The sequence below is a fragment of the Patescibacteria group bacterium genome, from assembly GCA_034660655.1.
Taxonomy (GTDB): Bacteria; Patescibacteriota; Patescibacteriia; order JAACEG01; family JAACEG01; genus JAACEG01.
On the sequence record JAYEJU010000028.1, the window covers coordinates 1 to 7,386 of the forward strand.

Annotated in this window: 9 protein-coding genes and 1 tRNA gene; 4 read left to right on the forward strand and 6 right to left on the reverse strand. The window is 28.0% G+C overall.

Annotation, left to right across the window (positions count from 1 at the left end; all coding sequences use genetic code 11):
* Positions 1–219: 219 nt before the first annotated feature.
* From efp to rpsF, 4 genes are all read right to left on the reverse strand, one after another.
* On the reverse strand, positions 220–777 hold the full coding sequence (efp, locus tag U9O55_02225) for an elongation factor P (protein ID MEA2088634.1): 558 nt from the start codon (positions 775–777) through the stop codon (positions 220–222).
* A 110-nt stretch (positions 778–887) separates the two neighbouring features.
* Complete coding sequence (gene rpsR / locus U9O55_02230; GenBank protein ID MEA2088635.1) at positions 888–1,115, reverse strand: 30S ribosomal protein S18; 228 nt, start codon at positions 1,113–1,115, stop codon at positions 888–890.
* Positions 1,116–1,124: 9 nt separating this feature from the next.
* Positions 1,125–1,619: a single-stranded DNA-binding protein gene (locus tag U9O55_02235; protein ID MEA2088636.1), complete on the reverse strand. Its 495-nt coding sequence runs from the start codon at positions 1,617–1,619 to the stop codon at positions 1,125–1,127.
* 19 nt (positions 1,620–1,638) lie between these two features.
* Positions 1,639–2,178: a 30S ribosomal protein S6 gene (gene rpsF, locus U9O55_02240; GenBank protein ID MEA2088637.1), complete on the reverse strand. Its 540-nt coding sequence runs from the start codon at positions 2,176–2,178 to the stop codon at positions 1,639–1,641.
* Positions 2,179–2,317: 139 nt separating this feature from the next.
* On the opposite strand from rpsF, the gene U9O55_02245 reads away from it, so the two are divergent.
* Positions 2,318–3,568 (forward strand): DNA methyltransferase, encoded by a 1,251-nt coding sequence (locus U9O55_02245; protein MEA2088638.1) that lies wholly within the window; start codon positions 2,318–2,320, stop codon positions 3,566–3,568.
* Between the two features lie 77 nt (positions 3,569–3,645).
* Positions 3,646–3,954, forward strand: a complete 309-nt coding sequence (locus U9O55_02250; protein ID MEA2088639.1) for a hypothetical protein — start codon at positions 3,646–3,648, stop codon at positions 3,952–3,954.
* Positions 3,955–4,049: 95 nt separating this feature from the next.
* On the opposite strand, the gene ychF is transcribed toward U9O55_02250, so the two are convergent.
* Both ychF and U9O55_02260 read right to left on the reverse strand, forming a co-directional pair.
* Positions 4,050–5,120: a redox-regulated ATPase YchF gene (ychF, locus tag U9O55_02255; GenBank protein ID MEA2088640.1), complete on the reverse strand. Its 1,071-nt coding sequence runs from the start codon at positions 5,118–5,120 to the stop codon at positions 4,050–4,052.
* Positions 5,121–5,365: 245 nt separating this feature from the next.
* Complete coding sequence (locus U9O55_02260) at positions 5,366–5,572, reverse strand: hypothetical protein (GenBank protein MEA2088641.1); 207 nt, start codon at positions 5,570–5,572, stop codon at positions 5,366–5,368.
* A gap of 258 nt (positions 5,573–5,830) precedes the next feature.
* Here U9O55_02260 and U9O55_02265 point away from each other — a divergent pair, with 258 nt between their 5' ends.
* The gene (locus U9O55_02265) at positions 5,831–7,159 is read left to right on the forward strand and encodes a S1 RNA-binding domain-containing protein (protein MEA2088642.1); all 1,329 of its coding nucleotides are present in this window, start codon (positions 5,831–5,833) and stop codon (positions 7,157–7,159) included.
* A gap of 124 nt (positions 7,160–7,283) precedes the next feature.
* Positions 7,284–7,358, forward strand: a tRNA-Gly gene (locus tag U9O55_02270).
* The last annotated feature ends 28 nt before the right edge of the window (positions 7,359–7,386 follow it).

Sequence of the window (7,386 nt, forward strand, 5' to 3'; positions counted from 1 at the left end):
ACAAATTTTTATCTTTTTAATAATTTTAATTTACCATAAAAGCAAAAACGTGCCAAAAATTGCAAATATTATTTTGAGTGAAATATTAAAATAAAATTTTGAAACATTATTTTTAACATTTTCAATTGTTGTAAAAAATGTGCGGTCGCGCTTATTTTACAACAATTTTTTTAAATATATTTTTATTATTTCATTCTGATTCTATTTTTTTGACTCTGCTCAAACCCTTTCAACATATTCCCCTGTTTCCGTGTTAACTCTTATAATATCATCATTGTTAATAAATAGCGGAGCGTTTATTGTCGCTCCCGTTTCAACTGTTACTGCTTTTGTGCCTCCTTGCGCCGTGTCTCCTTTAATCCCTGGCGGGGCTGATGTTACTTTTAATTCAACTTTGGTTGGCAATTCAATCGCAACAGGTTTTTTTTCAAAATTTAAAATATTTACTATTGTCCCTTCTTTTAAAAATCTGACTTTATCTCCCAATATATTTTTATTAAGCGAAAATTGCTCAAAATCGCTTTCGTCCATAAAAAAATAATCGCTTCCTTCACTATATAAAAAACTTGCCTTTGTTCTTTCTAGGTCAGCTTCTTCCATTTTATCAGAACCTTTTATAGAATGCTCTAAAACACTTCCATTAATTAAATTTTTTAATTTTGTTTTTAAAATAGCTCCGCCTCTGCCCATTTTTAAATGCTGGGCAAAAATAACAATATATGGTTCATTATTAAATTTTAGAGTGGAACCTAATTTGATTTCATTAAAATTTAACATGATTTTTTATAGAATCTTTAGGATATTTAGAATTTTTATGACTTTAAGGATAAATATTTTATCTTAACTATCCTAACCATCTTAAAAATCTTAATTATCTTATGAAATAATTATCTGCTAACAAACGGAAGCAACGCCATGATGCGCGCTCTTTTTATGGCTTTTGCCAATTTTCTTTGGTGCTTTGAGCAAACATGGCTTTTTCTTTTTGGCCTGATTTTGGCGTAAGAAGAAATAAAACGCCGCAAAAGTTGAATATTTTTGTAATCAATCTCTTGTATATTATTTACACAAAAATGACAATAAATTTTTTGAGGTGTATTAATTTTTTTATTCATAGGTATTTGTTAAAATGGTATATCCTCCACATTTATATCATTACTATTAGATTGTTGTTTTCCTGCTTGCTTATTTTCATCATCTGGAATTTCAATTACAGGCTCTGTGTCATTTTTAGCGCTTTGATTTTGAGATGTTTCGTAATTAGGCTGATTTTGCCCGAATTGAGAATTTTCAACGCGGTCTAGCATAATCATATTAATAGCTACAATTTCAGTGCGATATCTTTTTACATCATCCTGTCCTACCCAATCTCTTGTTTGCAGTCTGCCTTCAATATACACTTTTTTTCCTTTTTTTAAATACTGTCCGCATATTTCCGCCAATTTTCTCCAAGCAACAACATTGTGAAATTCAACTTTTTCTTGTTTTTGGCCTGATTGATCCATCCAAGTTAAATTAGTTGCTACTGAAAAAGACGCGACTGTTTGCCCCGAAGGAATGGTTCTAACGTCAGGATCCCGTGTTAATCTGCCAATAATCATTGCTTTGTTCAAATCCATAAATTTAATTTAATAATTATTATATAGCGTCGTTTAATAATTTGTCTAATTTTTCGTCTAACTCGTCAATGCTAAGATCTTTTTTTTCTGATTTTTTTTCTTTTCCGCCAGCTTGCGGATTTTTTTTGTTATCTTTATTTTTTTCAATCTTTTTTTCTTTTTCTTCTGTATCTTTTGTTTCTATTTTTTCTGATTTTTTATCTTCTATTTTTTTATCTTCTTCTTTTACTTTTTCAATTTTTGGCTCTGTTTTTATTTTTTTTACTCTTTTTAACTGTTTAATCTCTTTCACAATTTGAAATCTTATAATATCCTGATTAATGTTTAATTTTTGCGTAATTTTTTTAACAACATCTGTTTCAGCAAAAAATATAACTAATGTATAATACCCATAACGATATTGTTTTATCTGATAAGCTAATTTTTTCTTGCCCCAATTGTCTGTTTTTACGACAGATGCCCCGCATTCTTTTAAAATAGACAAAATTTTTTTATCTATTTCCTGAATTTCTGTTTCAGAATATTTAGCGGGAATAATGTAAAGAATTTCGTAGTTCATAATTTTTGACGCAAAATCTATAATTTAAATTTAAATTAATTATAGAAACTTTTTTAAAAAAAGGGATTTTGCGATTATATTTGAATTATTTAAATAATAAATTATACTTACTATAACTTTAAACTTTATAAACCTTGCTATGAATAACTATTTTTTTATTTTAGGGCAAAACAAAAACTTGTCAATAGCTGAAATTCTAAACAAACAAGAAATTAAAAAGCTAAACTTAGCTTTTAATGCTTTTAAAATTGGCAAAAAAACTTTGTTTTTAAAAACAAACAAAAAATTAAATTGTAAAAATCTTTTAAACAGCCTTGGCGGTTCTATCAAAATTGGCGAAATAAAAAAAGAATTTACAAATTTAAAACAAATAAACGCTAAAAATATTTTACCATTATTTAGCAAAACAACAGGCAAAACCATATTCGGATTCAGCGCGGAAGAAGTGATTGAAAAAAAATTTATTAAAAACTTGGCTATCCAGATTAAAAAAGAATTACGTTTAAAATCAATGAATTCACGCTGGGTAGAAGCAAAAGAAACCGCCTTGTCATCTGTTGTTGTGGGTAAAAATAGCTTAATCAAAAAAGGAGCTGAAATTTATATCTTTAAAATAGAAGAAAAATTTTATTTAGGCAAAACATTGGCAATTCAGGATTTTGAAAAATACAGCCATAGAGATTTTAATCGTCCGACAAGAGATATGACTTCGGGAACAATGCCGCCAAAACTCGCTCAAATAATGATAAATTTGGCTTGTTGCGATAAATTAGACATAATTTTAGATCCTTTTTGCGGCTCAGGAACTATTTTACAGGAAGCTCTTTTAATGAATTTTCAAAATGTCACAGGATCTGATTTAAGCGAAAAAGCAATAAGCGACAGTAGAAAAAATTTGGAATGGCTAAAAAATAATTTTCAATTTTCTCCCGCAGATTTTTGCGGGATTCAATTAGTGAGATCAGATGTTAAAAATTTATCGCAAAAAATCAAAGCAAATTCAGTTGACGCGATAATCACGGAACCGTATTTAGGACCAACAACAAACAATTATCAATTACGAATTATCAATTACGAATTACGAATTACGAATTTAATTTCAGAATTATCTGAATTGTATTTAAGCGCGTTTAAAGAATTTAAAAAAATTTTGAAAAAAGACGGAAAAATAGTTATTATTTTTCCAGCGATTAAAGATAAAAAAAATAACAAGCTAATTTATCTCGATATTTTAGATAAAATCAAATTATCTGGTTTTAAAATCGTTAAATTTTTGCCAAATGATTTGGCTTCCTCAATAGAAATAACCAATAGAGGATCAATAATTTACGCGAGGCAAACGCCTAATCAAAAAATCGCCCGCGAAATTTTTATTTTTGAAAAAGCATAAAATTTATATTCTTGGCTTGATAAAAATAATTATTAGCAATATATTTTAATTAAATAAAAATAAATAAAAACAACGAAATGTTGTTAGTAGAAAATTTTATAGTTACATTATTTGGAATTATCTTAATATCATTTAGTATTGCTCGTTTGATTTTCATTTATCACAACAAGCCTGAATTTAAAAAAGGAAGCATTTTTTGGAATTATTTCCGTTTAATTTCTTCCACAAAATATTTTGTTACAAATACCACGTCAGAATTAGACCCCTTTAAAATATATTGCGACAGATGCGAAAAAGATTATAGTCGTATTTCTGAAACTCAATCAAAAAAAGAAACTTTGAACTTTTTAGGAATTCTGGAGTTGGCATGTTATGAGAGAATTTAATGTTTCTGTGGCAAAATATTAAATTTTATAATGAAGTCTGATAGATAAAATCAAATAACAATCAATTAAACCGTTCTTCTTATAGGGACTGTTTTTTATTTATTAAACAAAAAATTGCAGACATCGCCTTCTTGCATTACATAATTTTTTCCTTCGGCGCGTATCGCGCCTTTTTCTTTCGCGACAATTTCCGAACCAAGCTCTATCAATTTATCAATGTTAATAACTTCAACGCGGATAAATCCTTTTTCAAAATCGCTATGAATTACGCCGGCGGCTTGCGGAGCTTTAGTTCCTTGTTTTATTGTCCATGCCTGATTGATATTTTTAAAAGAAGCGCTGTAAAAAGTTATTAAATCCAATATTTTATAAGAAGCAATGATCAATTTGTCTAAACCGCTTTCTTGAAATCCGAGATCCTTTCTATATTCTTTGGCTTCCTCGTCGTTTAGCCCAGCAAGTTCAGCTTCCATTTTTATATTCATTTCAATAGCTCCTAATTTTTCTTTTATTTCAGATTTTGTTTCTGATTTTTCATTAATATTTCTTAAATAAATCATTGGCTTTAAAGTAAGCAAATTCAGGCTATTAATTATTTTTTTTTCTTCATCATCTAAATCAGCTTCTATCACCAATTTTTCAGCTTGCAAACATTTTTCCGCTTTTTTTAACACAACTAACATTTTTTCTGTTATTTTATCGCTTTTGCCTTTTATTTGCTTTTCTATTTTTTTTATTTTGTTTAATACTGTTTCTAAATCAGACAAAATTAATTCCATATTGATTATTTGAATATCGTCTTTTGGTTTAATTTTATTATGAACATGAGTGATATTTGCGTCTTCAAAATCGCGCGCGACATGGCAAATAGCGTTCACCTCTCTAATATTTGATAAAAATTTATTGCCAAGCCCTTCGCCTTGGCTCGCGCCTTTAACCAGCCCAGCGATGTCAACAAATTCAATAATTGTGGAAATTTTTTTTGTTGCTCGCAAAACATCAGCGAGTTTATCCAATTTTTTATCAGGAACTTTTACTGTCCCAACGTTGGGATCAATTGTGCAAAACGGATAATTTTGCGCGTCAACCTGTTTTTTTGTTAAAGCTTGAAAAAGAGTTGATTTCCCAACATTAGGCAAGCCAACAATACCGATTGAAAAAGACATAATTAAAATGCAAAATGCAAAATGCAAAACTCAAAATGAATGATTCGTTTCGCAACAAAATTAAATTATTTATAGCTTAACATTTTGAAAAATTTTTGCAAACAAAAAAAGCAGTTTTAACTGCTTATTTTTGTTTTTGTTTTTGTTTTCTTTGATTTTTTATCTTATTAAAAGATAATAATATACTCTTTAATATTAAAGAATAGTATTTTGTGTTTAAATTGTTAAAGAACATTTTAATTTTTTTATAAAAGAGAAACTGTCGCCACAATAGTTCCCGCGATAATAGTTGAACAAACTGCTAATGTTGAAAATGCCACGGTTGCAATATTTCTATTTTCTTCTCTTATTTTTTCCATCTTATCTTTCATTTCTTTATCTTTTTCATTTTCTTTATTTTCATTAACTTCAACATCTTCACCTAAATTGATTTCTTCATAATTTTTTCCCATAAAAACACCCCCTTTCTTTTAACTTATACAATTATTATAGCATAAAAATTCTGTTTTGTCAATGCGTAAATATTTAATAAATTATAAATATTTTTTGTTATTATTATTGACAAAAAATAGATTTTTAATATTATATTTATATCTGCTCAAGCTCTGCTTAGCAGCCTAATTAATTAATTTAATTTACTAACCAAAATTAAATCTTTAAATTAATATGGCCATTTACTAGGCCGTATTTATTTTAAGATAAGCAACTTTATGGATGCAAACACTAAAAACAAAAAAGATGAAGGAAAATTTAAAAAATTATTAGAAAAGAATTTAGTCAAATTGCCTAAAGTCAACGATACCATAAAAGGTACTGTTCTTAATGTTTCTAAAAGAGGAGTTTACATAAATATTGACGGGATTACAACTGGATTAGTAAGAGGATATGAGATGATTGATGAATCAGGAGAATATTCAAACATAAAAGAGGGTGATGAAATTGAGGCTATGGTTTTAGAATTGGAAAATGAAAAAGGGGAAATAGAACTTTCATTAAGAAAAGCTGGCCATCAAAAAGCTTGGGAAAAATTAAACAAGCTTTATGAGAAAAAAGAAAAATTAAACGTAAAAATAATTGACGCGAATAAAGGAGGACTATTAGTTATGGTTGGACGAAGCAAAGGATTTTTGCCTGTGTCACAATTATCAACAAAACATTATCCAAGAGTTTCTGGAGGTGACAAAACAAAAATTTTAGACAAATTAAAATCATTTATTGGAGAAACTTTTGATGCCGTAATTATTAATTTAGATGAGAAAGAAGAAAAGCTAATTGTTTCAGAAAAGCAAGCAATGCAGGAAAAACAAAAAAAACAAATTTCTAAATACAAAGTAGGCGATGTTGTTGAAGGAATAATATCAGCCATAACAGACTTTGGAATTTTTATAAAATTTGACGGTTTAGAAGGACTTATTCATATTTCTGAAATAGCATGGCAAAGAATTGACAATCCAGAAAATATAGTTAAAATTAACGATAAAGTTAAAGCTGAGATTATTGAAATTAACGGAATAAAAATATTTCTTTCAATTAAAAAGATTACAGACGACCCATGGAAAGATATTGAAAAAAAATATAAAAAAGGAGATATTATTGAAGGCAAAATTTTAAAAATAAATCCTTTTGGTTTGTTTGTAGAACTGGATAAAAATATTCACGGCTTAGCTCACATTTCTGAACTTTCTGATGAAAACATTGATGATTTGAAAAAATTTGCTAAAATAGGAGAAAAGAAAAAATTTAGGATTGTTTCAGTTGAACCAAATGATCATCGTTTAGGCCTGTCAATCAAAGCATTAAAAAAAAATCATAAAAACTATGATGAAAAAGATGAAAAAAAAGAAGATAAAAAAAATAATCCGTTATCTGACAAAAAATCAAAAGTAAAAAAATCTGCCGTGGAAGAAAAACCTAAGAAAGAAAAGAAAGAGGATAAAGAAATAAAAAATGAAAAAGTAAAAGAAAAGCAAGAAAAAATCAAAGATAACAAAAAAAATCCGCCAGCTGGCGGAAAAGAAATAGAAAAAGAAAATAAATAAATATTAGCTTTATTAGCTTTTAGCTTCGTTAGCTTTTAATTTCATTAGTTTTGTATTATTATTTTAAAATTAAATAATTGGAAATTCATTGGAAATTGAAAATTAATCATTAAAAATTGACTTCGCGGGTATCGTATAGTGGCTATTACATTACCTTGCCAAGGTAGAAACACGGGTTCAATTCCCGTTACCCGCTCCAATCTAAAAGCTAAGGAAGCTAAAAGCTA